Origin of the sequence: Cellulomonas persica, assembly GCF_007989825.1 — a bacterium.
Lineage (GTDB): Bacteria > Actinomycetota > Actinomycetes > Actinomycetales > Cellulomonadaceae > Cellulomonas > Cellulomonas persica.
The window spans coordinates 1-14685 of the sequence record NZ_BJUA01000017.1; the positions used below are offsets into that span (position 1 = coordinate 1).

At 73.2% G+C, this 14685-nt stretch carries 16 protein-coding genes; 3 read left to right on the plus strand and 13 right to left on the minus strand.

What is annotated here, in order from left to right; translation table 11 throughout:
- The coding region (locus tag CPE01_RS14040; RefSeq protein ID WP_146807446.1) for a helix-turn-helix domain-containing protein at window positions 1-155 on the minus strand (155 nt) is incomplete at its 3' end.
- Between the two features lie 205 nt (window positions 156-360).
- On the opposite strand from CPE01_RS14040, the gene CPE01_RS14045 reads away from it, so the two are divergent.
- The 3 genes from CPE01_RS14045 (at window position 361) to CPE01_RS16665 (ending at window position 1868) form a co-directional block, all read left to right on the plus strand.
- Complete coding sequence (locus CPE01_RS14045) at window positions 361-636, plus strand: integrase core domain-containing protein (protein ID WP_281285127.1); 276 nt, start codon at window positions 361-363, stop codon at window positions 634-636.
- A gap of 132 nt (window positions 637-768) precedes the next feature.
- Window positions 769-1128, plus strand: coding sequence for a hypothetical protein (locus tag CPE01_RS14050; RefSeq protein ID WP_146807448.1), 360 nt, complete (start codon window positions 769-771; stop codon window positions 1126-1128).
- Window positions 1129-1580: 452 nt separating this feature from the next.
- Window positions 1581-1868, plus strand: a complete 288-nt coding sequence (locus CPE01_RS16665; RefSeq protein ID WP_222592939.1) for a transposase — start codon at window positions 1581-1583, stop codon at window positions 1866-1868.
- Window positions 1869-2094: 226 nt separating this feature from the next.
- Here CPE01_RS16665 and CPE01_RS14060 read toward each other — a convergent pair whose 3' ends face one another.
- The 12 genes from CPE01_RS14060 to CPE01_RS14110 are packed head-to-tail and all read right to left on the minus strand — an operon-like array spanning window position 2095 to window position 14406.
- Entirely contained in the window at window positions 2095-2562 is a 468-nt protein-coding gene (locus CPE01_RS14060) for a hypothetical protein (RefSeq protein WP_146807449.1), read from the minus strand.
- Window positions 2559-3107: a phage tail protein gene (locus tag CPE01_RS14065; RefSeq protein ID WP_146807450.1), complete on the minus strand. Its 549-nt coding sequence runs from the start codon at window positions 3105-3107 to the stop codon at window positions 2559-2561. Before CPE01_RS14065 ends, CPE01_RS14060 begins: the two co-directional genes overlap by 4 nt.
- The gene (locus CPE01_RS14070; RefSeq protein ID WP_146807451.1) at window positions 3104-5044 is read right to left on the minus strand and encodes a putative baseplate assembly protein; all 1941 of its coding nucleotides are present in this window, start codon (window positions 5042-5044) and stop codon (window positions 3104-3106) included. Before CPE01_RS14070 ends, CPE01_RS14065 begins: the two co-directional genes overlap by 4 nt.
- On the minus strand, window positions 5044-5460 hold the full coding sequence (locus CPE01_RS14075) for a GPW/gp25 family protein (RefSeq protein ID WP_146807452.1): 417 nt from the start codon (window positions 5458-5460) through the stop codon (window positions 5044-5046). The genes CPE01_RS14070 and CPE01_RS14075 overlap by 1 nt, the downstream gene beginning before the upstream one ends.
- Window positions 5460-7220, minus strand: coding sequence for a phage baseplate assembly protein V (locus CPE01_RS14080; RefSeq protein ID WP_146807453.1), 1761 nt, complete (start codon window positions 7218-7220; stop codon window positions 5460-5462). The genes CPE01_RS14075 and CPE01_RS14080 overlap by 1 nt, the downstream gene beginning before the upstream one ends.
- On the minus strand, window positions 7217-7870 hold the full coding sequence (locus CPE01_RS14085; RefSeq protein ID WP_246783960.1) for a CIS tube protein: 654 nt from the start codon (window positions 7868-7870) through the stop codon (window positions 7217-7219). The genes CPE01_RS14080 and CPE01_RS14085 overlap by 4 nt, the downstream gene beginning before the upstream one ends.
- Entirely contained in the window at window positions 7870-11175 is a 3306-nt protein-coding gene (locus CPE01_RS14090; protein ID WP_146807454.1) for a hypothetical protein, read from the minus strand. Before CPE01_RS14090 ends, CPE01_RS14085 begins: the two co-directional genes overlap by 1 nt.
- Before the next feature lie 7 nt (window positions 11176-11182).
- Window positions 11183-11650, minus strand: coding sequence for a phage tail protein (locus tag CPE01_RS14095; RefSeq protein WP_146807455.1), 468 nt, complete (start codon window positions 11648-11650; stop codon window positions 11183-11185).
- Window positions 11643-11816, minus strand: coding sequence for a DUF6760 family protein (locus CPE01_RS16525; protein ID WP_186811553.1), 174 nt, complete (start codon window positions 11814-11816; stop codon window positions 11643-11645). The genes CPE01_RS14095 and CPE01_RS16525 overlap by 8 nt, the downstream gene beginning before the upstream one ends.
- 9 nt (window positions 11817-11825) lie before the next feature.
- Entirely contained in the window at window positions 11826-12320 is a 495-nt protein-coding gene (locus CPE01_RS14100; protein WP_222592940.1) for a hypothetical protein, read from the minus strand.
- Window positions 12317-12796, minus strand: a complete 480-nt coding sequence (locus tag CPE01_RS14105; RefSeq protein ID WP_146807456.1) for a phage tail protein — start codon at window positions 12794-12796, stop codon at window positions 12317-12319. The genes CPE01_RS14100 and CPE01_RS14105 overlap by 4 nt, the downstream gene beginning before the upstream one ends.
- 41 nt (window positions 12797-12837) lie before the next feature.
- Window positions 12838-14406: a phage tail sheath family protein gene (locus tag CPE01_RS14110; protein WP_146807457.1), complete on the minus strand. Its 1569-nt coding sequence runs from the start codon at window positions 14404-14406 to the stop codon at window positions 12838-12840.
- Between the last annotated feature and the right edge of the window lie 279 nt (window positions 14407-14685).

Here is a 14685-nt window from a genome sequence, read left to right on the forward strand (position 1 = left end):
ATGCCCTCGAGGGTGAAGCGGCGCCACCAACGCCACGCCGTGGTCCGCGAGACGCCCATCTCCGCGGCGACGTGCGCGACGGGGCGCCCGGCTGCGATGCGACGGACCAGAACCAGCCTGCCGGCAGGGGTCAGACGGGCGTTAGCGTGAGACACGAGAGACCTCCGTGGTCAAAGTCGGTTCCTAGACAGCTCCAACTCGACCCGGAGGTCTCTCGCTACGTCAACAACGGTCTTGGTCAGTACAGCTAGAAGAGCCAGACGAGTAGGAGGGTCAGGGCTGCGGTCGCGGCCGCGGTCAGGACGACGACCCACCACGTGCGTCTCCCTGGCACTGACCGACCGGCTCGCCGCCATGGGCATGCGAGCCTCGATCGGGACTGTCGCCGATGCGTATGACAACGCGATGGCCGAGTCCACGATCGGGCTGTTCAAGTACGAGCTGGTCCGCCGCAGGGGCCCGTGGCGGACCCTGGACGACGTCGAGATCGCCACGCTCGAGTACGTCGACTGGTTCAACAACCGACGTCTGCACACCGAGCTCGGCGACATTCCACCGGCCGAGCAGGAGGCCAACTACTACCGTCAGAACCCGGCGTCGACGACGCTGGAAACCAGAGAACCGATCCTCCACTAAAGCCGGGGCGGTTCAGTTGCCAGATGGTGGGGTAGTCCAGTGGCGCACGACCTCAAGGACGGGTGGCCCGAGCATCGACATCATCACTCCGAGTGGGCGCCCGCGCACGGTGCATCTCGCGGACGGTGTGACGTGGTGACGCAGCCCAGGATCATCAGCGAACTGCTGGAGATTGGCCTCGACGACTGGGTATTGCTGGACCATGTCGTGTGGCTCTCCACCCATGGTGCGATCGACCCAGGAACGAAGCGCATCGTGCTGGAGGTCCTTGAGTCCTTGTACTCGGACGGGCTCATGGTTCCTGGCGACCTTGGGGCGTCGGGGTTCGAGGACTGGGGGCCGCCTTCGGACGGCTGGGTCACTCGCTCGGAGGCGGAGCTTGACCGCTTGGGCTGGCGTCCGATGGGGGCTGGCTTCTGGCTGAGGCTGACGACCAAGGGTGAGCGGGTCGCTCGTCGCGTGGCGGCCGGTGGCGATGATGAGCCGGGCTAGCCGATCGCCTGCTCTGCAGCGTTGGGTCGGCGCCTTCCTGGCCAGCGCCGTCGCGGTCGTCGTCGTTGGCCTGGCTGGCCTCGTGGTGGGAGAGGCGACGGCGTCGGCCGTGGGGACGACGTACGCCTACGACACGGCGGCCTACGTCTACGCTGCCCCAGCGCGGTTGTTGCCGCCGGACACCGTCGCGAGGGACGTGCGGGGTTCGCCGTCGGGGCCGGGAGCTGCGTCATGGGGGCGGTCTGTCTCCGTCGGCGGCGACGTAGTTGCCGCAAACACCGCAGGGGCCGACATTGCAGGCGCTCGGTTCGCGCAGAGTTCGTACAGCGAGATGTTCAGCAGCGGTGGTCGCTTTGCGGGTCAGAGCATCGATGATGTCGCCGGGGTCTGCTGCACGGATAGGTGACACCTGACCTGTGGTGCCGGATGGCGCCGCTGGAAGGATGTGCACCGTGCCCAGGCCCTATCCCCAGGAGTTCCGTGCGGACGTCGTGGCGTTCGCCCGCCGTGGCGATGCTCCGATCAAGCAGATCGCGTCCGACTTCGGCATCGCCGAGTCGTGTCTGCGGAACTGGCTGCGTGATGCGGACGTCGAGGACGGCAACCGTCCTGGCGTGACGACGAGCGAGTCGGCCGAGCTGCGCGAGCTGCGGGGCCGCAACCGGCTCCTCGAGCAGGAGGTCGAGGTGCTGCGCCGCGCGACGGCCCATCTGTCTCAGGCGCATCTGCCGGGAAAATGATGTACCCGCTCGTGAGAGTGAACCGCCCCGGCTTCAGTGGAGGCTCGGGGTGTGTGCCGCGTTCCGTGGAAGTGGTCTGCCCCTTGTTCGGGTCTGCCGCATCCCGTTCTTCTGCACGACGTCGCGCTCGGGGACATTGTCCAGACGTCACCCGGGGGCGAACCGGGCTACGGATCTTGTCGACGTGCTGATGGTGACCGGCGACGGCTACACGGTCGTGGGCGGGCTAGAAGAGCCAGACCAGTAGGAGGGTGACGGCCGCGGTGGCGGCGGCGGTCAGGACGACGACCCACCACGTGTCCGGGTGGTTGCACGGGATGAGCTGCGGGGGCGCCTGCACGACGACCACGGGTGCTGGCGGTGGTGGAGCCGGCGGGGTCACGGGCGGTGGCGGGGTCATGCTCGACCCGCAGCGCACGCACGTGACGGCGACGGGTGTGTTGAGCTCGGCGCACACGGGGCACGCGAGCGTCGCGGACAGCGCGGACCCGGACGCGCCGGGGGCGCGCCAGCGCGCGTCGTCGGTCTCCTCGTCGGACAGCGGTGCGGACGAGGGCCGCGCCCAGAACAGCGGGTAGTCGCACCGCGGGCAGAAGTCGCTCGCGAGGCGTGCGCCGGCCTGCACGTGGGCGACCGCCCCGCACTCCGGGCACGTCACCTCGAGGGTGTCGCGCGACGCGTCGACGTCCGTCATGACGCCATCTCCCCTTCCTCGGCGAGCACGGGCCACACCGTCCGGCCCGCCACTCGCACCTCCACCTGCACGTGCGCGGGGACCTCGTCGAGCACCAGCGCGAGGAAGTCCGACTCGCTGAGCGGACCCGTCGAGTCGACCTCGAGCACCGCCCAGGCCGGGTCGTCAGGCGCCGCGCCCTCGCGGTACACGCCGCCGCTCTCGGTGACGTGCACCGGTCCGCCGGAGTACAGCTCGAGGAGGTGGGTCAGCCCCCGGACCGTGCCGCGCCACTGCAGCGTCTGCGCCGCTGTGCGCAGGATACGTCGCTGGGTCGCGGCCGGGTAGGAGGTGTCGATGCCGGGCATCCCGAGCCACTCGCCCATGTGCCGGACCATCGCGGGGGGCGTCACGTCGACGTCCGCGAGGTACGGCAGGTTGTCGGCGTGCTGCAGGAGCGTGCCGGCCTGCTCCTGGAAGATCGAGACGAACCGCACGAAGAAGTCCTCCGACAGCATCCCGTAGGGGAGCTGGCGCAGGAGCCAGTCGTTCGGGCGGCCGGTCATCGCACCACCACGCGGTGGTCCGCGGACAGGAACAGCGCGTGCTCGGCGAGGGTGATGGTCTCGCGGCCGCCGCCGATGCGCCGTCCGGTGCGCAGGTCGTACTCGAAGAGCTGCAGCTCGTCGACGGCCAGCACGCCGTCGACGCCCTCGACCACCTGCGTCGCCGCGGAGGCCGTGAGCGACGCGTCGAACGGCCAGCCGGTGCCGTCGGGGCCGCCGGTGAGGGGGTGCACGTACCGGGTGAGCGCGTCGGACACGCGCTGGCGGACCATCGCCGCGGGACGGCCCGGCAGGGTGCGCACGAGCGCGGCGACGCTCACGCCCTGGTAGAACGGCGTGCCGATCTCGACGGGCACGCCGACCATGCGGCGCTCGTCGATCGAGGACGCGACCGCGTCGAACAGCGTCGGGGACAGCGCGAAGTCGTCGATGCGGTGCGTGCGCGCGTCGGTGCGGACCTGCGGCACGATCAGGACGCGCACGACGGGGGAGCCGCTGGTCGCGGCGGGCAGGCAGCGGGCGCGCGCGACCTCGACGGACGCCTGCCGGGTGATCGCCTCGAAGTCCGCGGCGGTGACCGCCCGCTGACCGGTGCGCAGCGTCAGCGGGCCGCGGACCTTGGCCTCGGCGACCGTCTCGGCGTCGACGCCTCCCGAGGCGGCGCGCGCGTTGGAGACCGACGAGACGAACGGCAGGCCGCTGCGCAGCGACGTGAGCGTGCGCGCACCGACGTTCCCGCGCGCGCCGCCGCCCGTGCGGTAGGGAGTCACGCGGATCTCCGCGCCGTCGGGCGGGACGGCGCCGTGCTGGCGCACCGCACCGTCGGGGTGCCGGATCGCGGGACCGAACCGGACCTCGCCGGTCGTCGAGTCCCACACCACGTGGCGGTCGCCGGGCCCCGACGACGCGAAGTCCGGCACCTCGGTCCACCTCTCGGTGACGCCGCGGGCGACGACGAGCACGCCCTCCTCGTCGCGCCGGCGGGCGACCGGCGCGCCCGAGACCGTCAACACCTGGCCCGGCTGACCCGTGGAGCGGCCGAGCAGCTCGGCGGGCAGCCGCGTCGAGTGTTCCGCGGGCACGGTCACGCCGAGCGCGAGGATCGACGCGCTCGCGACCCGCGGCGACGCGGCGAACGTCGGCTGGCCCGGCTGCGGGCGCTGCAGCCGCACCCGCACCCAGTGCGCGAGCTGACCGCCGAGCAGCAGCGGCTCGTGACGCTGCGGCAGCAGCAGGAGCACCGACCCGGACTTGTTCAGCCCGCCGGTGGTGTCGGACTCGACGTGGCACGCGATCCACGCCTCGCCGTCCCACGCCTCCCACGCGAGCGGGGCGTTCGTCGGGTCCACCCCGATGCCCTCGGCGCGCGCGGACAGGTCGAGGCGCACCGCGTACCCGGCGAGGGACTCGCGAGCGCCCAGGTACAGCGCGTCGCCGGGCGTGACCGGGTGCGACGTGAAGCACGTCGCGGACGCGCCGGGGACCGTCAGGTCCTCCCACACGTCGGTCGCCTGACCCTCGGCGTTGATCGCCTGCGCGGCGACGAGCTCGGGCGGCGAGACGACAGCCTCGACGCTCGTCGAGAACACCACGGGCTCCTCGCCGACGGTCGCGACCTCCGTACCCGCGGGCACGTGCACGGCGCGGTCCGCGGGCGCCGACAGCCAGAACGTCAGGTCGGCGTGCGCCACGGCGGGCGGGAACGGCTCGATCCCGACGAGGTTGAGGAAGTGCACGTACATGCGCTCGGGCACCTGGTTGACCCGGAACAGCACCATCTCGCTCATCCACGCGAACAGCTCGACGAGCGCGACGCCCGGGTCGGCCACGTTGTGGTTCGTCCACTCGGGCGTGAACCGCGGGATGAGGCGCTTGGTCTCGTCGACGATGTCCTGGAACGTGCGGTCGTCGAGGTGCGGGGGGTCGAGCGGGGCCATCAGGCGTCCTCACGGGGGATCACGTAGAAGGGGTAGACCAGGTTGCGGCGGTCGTTGGTGGACTTCACGCGGTAGGTGATCCGGATCTGGACCAGGCCGGAGTCGTCGCCGTCCTGCTCGGGCCGCACGTCCTCCACGTCGATCCGCGGCTCCCACTGCGCGAGCGCGTCCCGCACGGCCTGCGAGATCAGGCCGAGCAGGTTGTGGTTCACGGGCTCGAACATCAGGTCCCAGATCCGGCAGCCGAACTGCGGCCGCATGAGGCGCTCCCCGGGTGCGGTCAGCAGCACGACGCGGATCGCGTCCTCGATGTCGCCGCCGGGTGCGGTCAGGGCGATCGCGCCGGTGTGGTCGACGCCGAGCGGCCACGCGAAGCCGCGTCCGACGAAGTCCGCCGCGCTGGTGATCTCGCTCATCAGTTGATCTTCACCATCGCTCCCTTGACCTCGACCACGCCGCCGGCCTCGACCTTGGTGCTCGCCTTGCCCTTGAGGCTGGCCTCGAGCCCCTCGATCGCGACGCCGAGCTGGCCCTTCGCCTCGATCTTCTGCTGCGAGCTCAGGGTGATCCCGTCGGTCGCCTCGATCGTGATCTTCGAGCCCTTGAGCGTGACCGCGCCCCGGCCGTCGAACGTGAGCGACGAGCGTCCGACCGTGACCGTGAGCGGGACGTCGCCGTCCGCGACGACGTCGACGCCCGTCTTCCCGAGCCGGATCTTCTGCTTGCCGCCCGCGGCGAGGAGCTCGATGAACGACTCGGCGTCGGCGCTGCCCTCGGACAGGTGCACGGCATGACCCGTCTCGGTGCGGATGAGGTGGCCGATGACCTTGCCGTCCTGGATGAGCAGCTGGTCGGGGGCGGTCGACCTCGCGCTGAACAGGCCGCCGAGCACCACGGGCCGCGCGACGTCGTCGTTCTCGAACCCGACGAGCACCTCGTCGCCCACGGACGGCATGAACACCTGCCCGCGCTTGGCGCCTGCGCCGATGTGCACGACGCGCGCCCACGCGGACTTCGCCTGCTGCGCCGCGGTCGGCAGGGACACACTCACGCGGCCGAGCGAGTCGGGGTCCTTGAGACCGTCCACCACCCCGACGACGAGCCCCGAGTGCCGGAAGCTCGACGCGCTCGGGCCCTGGTCCCACGGGTCGGCGAGCGTCACGGGGTCGCGGTCACCCGCGACGAACAGCGTGCGCGCACCCGAGCGGTCGACGACGTGCGTGACCTCCCGGACGTAGTACGTCCCGTTGCCCGGGCCCGCGCCCGAGATCTGCAGCGTGCCGCCGGGCCGCAGCGCGGGCGTGAACAGCGCGCGGCCGCGCGCGACCATGCGTCCCGTGCGCGCCGCGATGCCGGCCGCCAGCAGCCGCGCCTCCTGCGCCGAGGCCGGCGAGACGCGCGTGCCCGTGTACGTGAACTGCTTGTCGCCCGCGGCGGGCTGCTGACCGGAGCGGGACCTCGGGGTCGTCGCCTCGCCCTCGATCGCCTCCTGCTGCTCGGGGTTCCAGCCGCGCACCTTCACGGTGGTCGGGCCGTCGCTGACCTGCCGGACCGAGAACGTGTGCAGGTCCTGGGCGAGCGTGAGCGGCACGGCCGACGTGCCCGGGGCGCTGCCGGTCGACGCGGTCCACAGGTCGAGCGTCTCCTCGGTGACCACCCAGTCGAGCCCGTACCGCTGCGCGATCTCGTCGACGAGCGCGAGCGGCGTGCCGTTGCGCAGCACGAACGGGACCTTCGTCGTCGGGACACCCTCCTTGCTCCCCATCCGCAGCGGGTTCTCCACGAGCTTGCCGATCACGTCCGACAGGCTCATCTCGTGGTACGTCTCGGCGTCGCTCAGCCGCGTCAGCTCGATCGCGTGGTCGTCAGCGGCGACGACGAGGCGCGGGCCGTCGCCGTCCGTCTCGCTCGACACCGACGTGACGGTCCCGACGAGCAGCGACGTGCCGCTCGCGTCGACGCTCGTGACGCGGAGCGTCGACCCGATCGTCACCGTCGACGCCGACGCGAGCTCGAAGCCCGGGTCCGCGAACGTGAGCCACACGCGGCCGATCGCGCGCAGCCCCGTGCGGACGCGCACCTCGACCAGCCGGTCCGCCCAGACACCGTCGAGATCCTGGCCGTCGACGACCACCCGCGGCCAGGTGAGCAGGATCTCCTCCCGGACGACCGTCACGAGTCGATCCTCGGCACGGTCAGCAGCGTCCCGGGACGCAGCGCGAGCGGGTCGGCGATGGCGTTCGCGGCGGCCAGCGCGCGCCAACGCGTCGAGTCGCCGTAGTAGCGGGCCGCGATCCGGTCGAGCGTCTCGCCCGACTGCACGCGGTGCACGCGGTGCGGCTTGGGCGTGCCCGACGTCGGGTTCTGCCGCCCGAACGCCTGCGACGGCTCGTACTGCCGCAGCGTCAGCCCGACCGTCGCGCGCAGCGGCGTGCCCGTGCCGGAGAAGTACGTGAACGTCAGGTCGAGGTCCGCGACGACCGCCTTGAACGAGTGCAGGTCACCCCAGTGGAACGTGACGTACGGCGGGCGCACGTTGTGGCTCGACTCGTCAGACCCCGGCAGCGCGGGGTCGACGTCCATGAGCGCGACGATCTTGCCGGTGTGCGCCGTGACCGACGAGCCGTCGTGCGTGGTGTCGAAGAACAGGTCCACGCGCAGCACGCCCGACTCGGCACCCGTGTAGCGCAGCCGCGGCACGTCCCGGCCCGGCACGGCCGCACCCGCCCACGAGTTGCTGCGCGTGATCTGCAGCTGCGACGGGTTGAACAGGCAGGGGATCCGGGTCCCGCCCTCGACCTCGAGGAACGCCTTCTCGACCGCCATCAGAACACCTCCGAACCGCGCCGCCAGGAGCGCCGCTCCGTCTCTTCCTCGAGCCGGCGCTCGACCAGGCGCAGCACGTGCTCGTCGAGCTCGTCGCGCCGCCACGCGTCCAGCCGCGCGACGACGCGCTCCTCGACCGTGCGCGCGATCGCCCCGAGCGTCTCCGCGCTCAGCGTCGTCTCGGCGCCGGTCAGCGGCCCCGCGGTCGGGGCGGCCACCGGGGGCGCGAACGGGTCCACGGGACCTCCAGTGCTCTCGCGGCGGGAGCCGCCGATGGTCGTCGAGCCGCGCGCGCCGGTCGGCGTCCCGGTGAACCAGCGACGCACCGTCTGGTCGGCCGACGCCGGGATCACCGGCGGTGCGCTCGCGCGGCCCGCGGCGGCGCCGCCCGGCGACGTGGCCGGGGTGACGGGCGTGGTGGTCGACGGGGAGCGGCGCACGACCGTGCGGGGCGGGAGCACCGACCACGCGGTCGGCAGCGACGGTGCGCCTGACGCCGTCGACGGGCGCGCGGGTGCGGGGCCGCGTCCGCCGAGCGGGCTCGTCGCGAGCGCCTCGTCCGCGAGCGCGCTCGCGGACAGCGCGGTCGGCCGTCCGGCGCCGAGCGCTGCGGACGACGAGCCTGCGGACGACGAGCCTGCGGACGACGAGCCTGCGGACGACGAGCCCGCGTCCGAGAAGCCCGACGGCGACCAGCTCGCGGCCGTGCTCGGGGCGGGTGCCGCGGGTCGCCACGCGCCGCGCTCGGTCGAGCGCCGCACCGGCGAGCGCGCCCCGGGGCGCGACGAGGCGTCCGCGTGCTGCGAGCCGGGTGCCGCGCCGACGGTCGAACGCCGCAGCGGGGTGCCGCTCGCCGCGGCCCCACCGGAGGCGGTCAGGGCGGCGCCGCTCGTGCGCGCGAGCGCACCGATCGCGGGTCCGGCGACGGGCGGTGTGCCCGTGCTCCGCGCGGTGGACGGGTTCACGGCGACCGGAGCGAGCAGCGCGACCGTGTGACCGGGACCGCGGCTCGTCGTGCCGGCGGGCTCCCAGGACGCGGGCGAGCCGACTGCGGACCAGTCGACGCCGGCCCACTGCCGCCGCAGGGGAGGTGCGGCGGCAGCGCTCGTTGCCGGGCTCGTGGAGGCCCGGCCGTCTGCCGAAGGCGTGGCGGCATCGCGACCGAGCGACGAACGCGCGGACGCGCCGTCGTCGATGCGCGGCGTCGGGACGCCCCCGGCCGTGTGGTGCACGGCGCCGGCGCTCGTCCCGCCGGAGCCCGCCCGGCTGCTGCTCGCCGCCTGGCGATCGGCACCGCTGAGGCCCGCGCCGACGCCGGACGACGTCTCGAGGCCGCCCGAGGCCGCCGGCCAGGGCGTCGTCGATGCCGGCGTCGCGGGTGCGGACCTCAGAGGTGCGGACGTGGCGGGTGCTGACGTGGCGCTGCGGCGCAGGGCGGCGGGCGCGGCGTCGCGCGGCAGGCCCTGGAGCGCGCTCGCGGCCGGAGGGGCGGGATCCTGGGCACGGCGTGCGACGGGCGCCTCCGTGGGAGTGGTGCGGGCGGGCAGCGAGCCGGACCAGCGCGTCGCGCGACGCAGCACCGCCGGTTCGAGTCCCAGCCCGCGTCGCGCGTCGTCGATCCAGCGGGGCCGGTGCCCCGCCCGCCGGTGACCGCCACCCGGCAGCCCGCCGACCCCGCGCGAGGCAGCCGACGGCACACCCGCGCGGTGGCCCGACGCCTCGGTCGCGGTGACCCGGGCATTCGCAGCCGGTGCAGCGCCTGCGGTGGGCTGACCACCCGACACCGACGCGTCGCCGCGCGCCCACCGACGAAGCGGCGCACTCGTCACGGCGGCCGGGCCGGCCGACGTCTGCGAGCGAGTGCTCGTCGTGCCGGTGGGGACGGGCTGGTCGACCGTCATGCCGCGCGCCGGGTGCGCGGCGGGGGCGAGCACCCGGCGGGCCGCGGACGTCGCGGTGTCGGGGATCGTGGTGGCCGGCCGGTGCAGCGGCGAGCCGCGTCCGGTGAGCATGCGGCGGACCGGTCCGAGCAGCCCGCGGCGCGCGGCCCCCGGCAGCACGTCGCCGCCGAGGGACCGGTCGGCGCTCAGCGCGCGGGGGAGTGCGGGAGCGTCGGCCTGCCCCTGCGGCGTGGACGCACCCGGGGTGGACGCGCCGCCCGTCCGGGCCGCCGCGGGCGACGGGCCAGCGGCAACGTGTCCGGAGTCGGTGTGCGGACCCGCGGTCGAGTCCGCACGGGCCGCGGTCGTCCCCGCGGCGCCCGCCGGGCCCGTGACCGACGAGCCCGACGTGAGTGCCGGGGTGGACGCCGGGGTCGACGCCGGGGTCGACGGGGCGCCGCTCGCGGACGGTGCCACCGGGGCGGTGGCCGAGCTCGTCGGGCTCGCGGCGGCCGCGGACGGAGCGGCCACCCCGACGGCGGGCGGGAGGGCGCGCGCGACGCGGGCGTCGGTCACGGCGGCCGCGCGCGCTCGTCGGCGCAGGAAGCGTCCGGCGGGACGCAGCGCCGTGGCGGGACCGGGCGCGCTCGTCGCCGCGGACCCGCCTGCGCTCGCGAACGCGCTCGCCGCAGCCCTGCCGCCCGCGCTCGCGGACATGCTCGTCGCCGACCCGCTCGTCGCGGGCGACGAGGGTGCGGCGAACGACCGGCGGACGGGGTTCGTCGTCGCGGCGGCGGGAGTCCGGTCCGCCGGGCCGGTGGCGACCGCGGGCGACGACGAGGGTCCGGACCCCGGGGCGTTCCCCGGTTGCGACCGTGCGGCACCCGGTGGGCTCGCGGGCAGCCGCGCGGCGGAGCGTGGGCGCGCGGTGTCGGAGGCCGTGACCATGCGACCGGCCGCGCGCACGTCAGGCGTGACGCGGACGCGCACGGTCTGCGGCGCGAGGCGGTCGCGGACGCTGCCGGGGCGGCGCGCGCCGTCGGCGGGGATCTGGTCGACCATGCGCGGCAGGCCGCGCGGGATCGAGGCGGCCTCGGCCTGAGCGTCGTGCGCGGCGCGGATGGGCGCGACCTGCGACCACCAGCGCGGCGGGGCGACCTCCTCGGGCGTGCGGCGCGGCGTGACGGTCGTGGCCGGGCCGGCCAGTGCTCGTCGGACGTCCACGGGCCGTCCCCAGCCGTGCGCGAACCGCACGGACGACGACGCGAGCGAACCGATCGGCGACGGGCGCGCGGTCCCGAGCCGCGGGCCCGGCCGGCGCATGCGCAGCGCCACGGCCCGGCCCAGGCGGGTCGGGTCCAGTCGCTGCTGCTCGTCGGTCGCCGCGGTCGTCGGACGGGCGTCCGGTCCGGTCGTCTCGGTCACGGGCGCCTCACTGCAGCGTCTTCGCGCGGAAGCCGTTGTGCGCGACCTCGAGGGTCTCGACGAGCGCCTCGGTCGCGTCGACGGACAGTCGTGGCCCCGCCCACGAGACCGCGAACACGCCCTCGAACTCCCACGAGCGCAGGCGCGTACCCGAGCCGTCGACGACCGTCACGGCGCCGGTCGAGCGGGTCAGCGTGTTGCTCTTGCCCGCGAACCCCTCACCCGACGAGCTCGCGACCCACTGGAACAGCGCGTCGGAGTTCACCATGCCGCGCCGGAACACGAGGTTCGGCCAGCGGATCACCCCGGGGAACCGGTGCACGTACTGGTTCTGCCCGCCCTCGAGGTACTCCTGCGTGCTCACGGTCATCTCGAGGCCGGTGACCTCGACGAAGTGCCCGATCTCGACGCCGTCGACCTCGAACAGGAAGTTGGCGGAGACGGGTGCGTCTCCGCCGAGTGGTGTCTCAGGCACTGTCGCGCACCGCCTCCCATGCTCGTGCGTTCATCGCTGAGACAGCCCGGACCATCCGGACGCGGTCCATGTGCTCGAGGTCGAGCAGGTCGGACAGCGGCCAGTGCAGGTGGTACGCCAGGTAGGCGATCTCCTGCCAGAGGACGTCGACGGGGTAGCGCAGCATGGTCAGGGCCTAGTGACGGGCCTCGGAGCGGATCTCCTCGATCGCGGCGCGACCGGGCCGGGGGAGCGGAGCCTCGGCGGGCGCGGCCGGCGCCGCCTCCGGAGCAGGCTCGCTCGCGGCGGCGGGCGCCGGGGCCTCGTCGGACGACGAGACCCCGGGCGCCTGACCGAGCGCACGCTGAGCGGCGACGAACTCCTCGAACTCCTGCTGGCTCCCGAAGTTGATGACCCCGTAGAAGTCCTGCAGGTAGGCCAGGTCCGCCGCGAAGAGACCTTCGATCTCGTGCGGCGTGACCTGCGAGAGCGTGCCGAGGCTCTCGACGACCCGCGCGAGGACCACGATCGTCAGGCGCGGGTCGTCCGGGCCCGTGACGGTGGGGTCGCGCAGCGGCTCCAGCTCGTCACGGGCCGTCGCGAGGCGCATCACGCCGTCGCGGTGGACGCCCCCGTCGCGGTCGACGTACCCGCGCGGCAGGGTGAACTCGTAGCGGGTGCGCAGGGTCACTTGATCCGCTCGAGGGTCTCGATCGTGAGCGTGATGTTCTCCTTGACGGGGTCGTTGGAGTCGACGCTCAGCTGGTCGGTCGAGATCTTGCTCGGCCAGCCGTTGGTGAAGTTGAACCGCGCGACCTCCGCGTGCGTCGAGTCGTAGAGCACGATCGAGCCGCTCTTGCGGTTGTTCGTGCGGTCCGACTGCAGGATGCCCTTGCTGCGGATCTCGTGGAACCACTGCCAGAGCTTGTCGGAGGTGGCGTCGGGCGGGGCCATGCGCGTGAGCGTCAGGTCGCCCTGCTTGTTGCGGCCCGCGAGGGTCTTGATGGTCTGCGACTTGCCGTCCTTGCCCACCTGCTGCGTGGAGGCCACCTCCATCTCGATGTCCAGGCCGGACACCGAGGCGAGGATCGTGACGACGGAGCCGTCGATCTCCAGGAAGAAGTTCTGGGCGATGAGCGGGTCACCGTCGATGAGGTCGTTGGGCATGGGGTTCTCCTCGTCTGGTCAGGGGGTCGCGCGAGCTGTCGTCAGCTGGCGATCTGCTTGTTCTGGCTGATGCGGAAGATGACGAACTCGGCGGGCTTCACGGGCGCGATCCCGACCTCCACGACGAGCTTGCCGGCGTCGATCGACTCGGGCGGGTTCGTCGTCTCGTCGCACTTGACGAAGAACGCCTGGTCGGCGGACTGGCCGAACAGCGCCCCGGCCTGCCACAGACCGCGCAGGTAGGCGTTGAGGGTGCGCTTGACGCCCTCCCAGAGCGAGACGTCGTTCGGCTCGAAGACCGCCCACTGGGTGCCCTCGAGGATCGTCGACTCGATCATGTTGAACAGGCGGCGCACGTTGATGTACTGCCAGTCCGTGTCCGAGGCGAGCGTGCGCGCACCCCAGATGCGGATGCCGCGCGTGCCGAACGGGCGGATCGCGTTGATGCCGATCGGGTTGAGGATGCCCTGCTCGTTCTGCGTGATGGAGCGCTCGACGTCGAGCACGCCGCGGATCGTGTCGTTGGCCGGGGCCTTCCACACGCCGCGCGTCTCGTCGGTGCGCGCCCACACGCCGGCGACGTGACCCGACGGCGGGATGAGGATCTCGGCGTTCCCGTTGGTGCCGGTCGGGTTCTCGACCTTGATCCAGGGGTAGTACAGCGTCGCGAAGGCGGAGTCGTACTGCGCGGCCTCGCTGCGCCACTCCTTGACCTGCTGCGGCGTGAGCCCGGGAGGCGCGTCGAGGATCGCGACGCGGTTCGCGTGCTGCTCGCAGTGCGCGATGAGGCTCGTCTGGACGGCCTTCCACAGGCCCAGGTCGAGCGAGCCGTCGTCCTTGGTGGCGGCGGTCAGCAGGTCCGGGACGACGACGATCGTGACGTCCTCGGCGATCGCGAGACCGTTGATACCCGAGCGGCTCGTCTCCGAGCCGGCGAACTTGCGGCCCGAGACGGGCACCGGCTTCGGCGCGGCCTTCTCGAGCGAGTACTGGCCCGGCTTGAGCAGCTCGAGCTGGCTCGACAGGTCGGTGTCCTCGGCGAGCTTGATCTCGACCTTGACCTTGGTCGACGTCTTGTTGATGACGGTCGCGGCGTCGCGCGGACCGCCGAGCGTCAGGTCGTCGTAGGACTCGACGGCCTCGCCGCCCTCGACGATCGTGATGCTGAACGGTGCGGGCCCGTCCTCGTCGTCCGCGGCCTCGCCGGAGCTCACGACGACCGTGATGTCGGCGTCGGGCTCGACGGACTCGATCGCGAGCGGCAGGCCGAGCGACTTGTCGTACGCCGGCAGCGCGAGGCGCGCGGGCTCACCCGACGGCTCGGCGTTCGGGACGCGCACGATGTAGGCCTGCGCGCCGCCGTTGAGGAAGAACCCGTACACGGACAGGGGCAGCAGCGCGCCCTCGACGAAGCCGCCGTACAGCGACTCGAACTGGGTCCAGGAGGTGACGAGCCGGGGCGCGAGGCCGTCCGGGTCGTGGGGGTCGTCCGTGGGGAACGACGCGGTGAACCCGACGAACGCGGCGACGGCCGTCGGGGCCGAGGACAGGACCTTCTGAGTCGAGGGGATCTCCTCGACGTACACGCCAGGGGCGGTGTAGGTGGGCACGGGCCATCCTTCTTTCGGCTGTGGCCCCCGCGTTGGGGTCAGGACACCGGCGCGGGGTGATCGGCAGACGCAGGTGTGTCGCGGTTCGAGGCTAGGAAGAGGCCCGGTACCGGGTCATCGGTAATCGCTACGCAACGTCGCGCGGTCGGGACCTACGGCCGTTGCCAGGGGCGAGCGGGCGAAATTCGTCCAGCAGGCGAGAAGGCCAGGTCACAGGAGCGCTGTCACCCGTCATGATGAGGACCTACGTCCCGCTCGCACCGCCAGAAAGGCTCGACC

Bases quoted from the DNA above. Each gene is read 5' to 3' on its own strand.
- CPE01_RS14045 (WP_281285127.1), top strand. From the start codon at position 361: ATGCGAGCCTCGATCGGGACTGTCGCCGATGCGTATGACAACGCGATG.
- CPE01_RS14060 (WP_146807449.1), bottom strand. From the start codon at position 2,562: ATGACGGACGTCGACGCGTCGCGCGACACCCTCGAGGTGACGTGCCCG.
- CPE01_RS14065 (WP_146807450.1), bottom strand. From the start codon at position 3,107: ATGACCGGCCGCCCGAACGACTGGCTCCTGCGCCAGCTCCCCTACGGG.
- CPE01_RS14070 (WP_146807451.1), bottom strand. From the start codon at position 5,044: ATGGCCCCGCTCGACCCCCCGCACCTCGACGACCGCACGTTCCAGGAC.
- CPE01_RS14075 (WP_146807452.1), bottom strand. From the start codon at position 5,460: ATGAGCGAGATCACCAGCGCGGCGGACTTCGTCGGACGCGGCTTCGCG.
- CPE01_RS14085 (WP_246783960.1), bottom strand. From the start codon at position 7,870: ATGGCGGTCGAGAAGGCGTTCCTCGAGGTCGAGGGCGGGACCCGGATC.
- CPE01_RS16525 (WP_186811553.1), bottom strand. From the start codon at position 11,816: ATGCTGCGCTACCCCGTCGACGTCCTCTGGCAGGAGATCGCCTACCTG.
- CPE01_RS14105 (WP_146807456.1), bottom strand. From the start codon at position 12,796: ATGCCCAACGACCTCATCGACGGTGACCCGCTCATCGCCCAGAACTTC.